This window comes from Paractinoplanes durhamensis, assembly GCF_016862175.1.
Lineage (GTDB): Bacteria > Actinomycetota > Actinomycetes > Mycobacteriales > Micromonosporaceae > Actinoplanes > Actinoplanes durhamensis.
Genome location: NZ_BOML01000126.1, coordinates 1 through 1397, shown reverse-complemented (window position 1 = coordinate 1397; position 1397 = coordinate 1). Strand labels below are relative to the sequence as shown.

Sequence of the window (1397 nt, the reverse complement as noted above, 5' to 3'; positions counted from 1 at the left end):
AGCAGGGCGTGACTGGAGATGCGTACGTGAGCAGCAACAAGCAGCCGCCCGAGACCAACGGATCCGGGCCGGTCAACCCGGCCCCGCGCCCGGTCCGGCGTAGCTTCACCGCCGAGTACAAGGCCGCAGTGGTGGCCGAGTACGAGACCGCCGCACACGGCGAGAAATCCGCAGTCCTTCGTCGCGAGGGATTGTTCCATTCCCACGTTCAAGAATGGACCCGGGCGCGTAACACCGCGCCGCCGGCCGGATCGGCGAATGGTTCCGGGAACGCATCGGCGACGACGGCCCGCCTGTCGCGGGCCGAGCGCGAGACCGAACGGCTACGCGCCGAGAATGCCCGGCTGAACGCGAAACTCGCCCAGACCCAGGCCGCGCTGTCGATCATGGGAAAAGCACACGAGCTCTTGGCATCGCTGGCCGAGAGCACGGACACACCGCCGCCATCGAGCCGCTGATCGAGCAAACCCTGCAGGCCCTCACCACCGCCGGGACACCGGTGCGGACCGCGTGCCGCCTGGTCGGGCGTTCCCGGGCCACCCACTACCGCCACGCCCGCGGCCCGGTCCTCGGCCCCAAGCAACGACGCCGGCCCGGCCCGCAAGCCCTCGACACCAGCGAACGCGACGCGGTCCTGCGGGTGATCAACCAGGCCGGCTACGGCGAACTGTCGATCGGGCAGATCTGGATCCGCGAACTCGACGAAAACCGGTACTGGTGCTCACTTTCCAGCATGTACCGCATCGCCGCCGCAGCGGGGCAAACAAGAGAACGACGCCGCCAGGCCACCCACCCGGCCAAGGTCAAACCCGAACTCGTCGCCGACGCACCGTCACAGGTCTGGTCCTGGGACATCACCAAACTGCGCGGACCGGCCAAAGGAATCTGGTACCACCTGTACGTCCTGATCGACATCTACTCCCGCTACAACCCCGGCTGGATCCTCGCCGCCGCCGAGGACTCCGTCCTGGCCCGCGACTTCATCGACGAAGCCATCGCCCGCAACGGACAGACCCCACACACCGTGCACGCCGACCGGGGCACCTCGATGACTTCCCAGCCGGTGTCCGCGTTGCTGGCCAACCTGGGCGTGACCCGCACCCATTCACGGCCCCGAATATCGGATGACAACCCGTTCTCCGAAGCGCAGTTCAAGACCCTGAAATACCTGCACGACTTCCCCGGATCATTCCCGAACCTATCGGCCGCACGGGCGTTCTGCGACGGATTCTTCGCCGAGTACAACCACGTCCACCGCCATTCAGGGATCGGCTGGCACACCCCCGCATCCGTGCACTTCGCCACCACCGGCCCGATCGACGCCGCCCGCCAGAACACCCTCGACACCGCACGCGCAGCCCACCCCGAACGCTTCGCCCGACGACCCCGCCCACCCC

The 1397-nt window shown here is 67.8% G+C and carries 2 protein-coding genes; both read left to right on the top strand.

All coding sequences use genetic code 11. The annotated features are described in order from the left end of the window. Nucleotides 1-458: transposase (locus tag Adu01nite_RS47405; RefSeq protein WP_369076834.1), on the top strand; the 458-nt coding region annotated here is incomplete at its 5' end. A gap of 41 nt (nucleotides 459-499) precedes the next feature. Continuing rightward, nucleotides 500-1397 (top strand): DDE-type integrase/transposase/recombinase (locus Adu01nite_RS47400; RefSeq protein ID WP_203735998.1); only part of this gene is annotated, 898 nt, incomplete at its 3' end.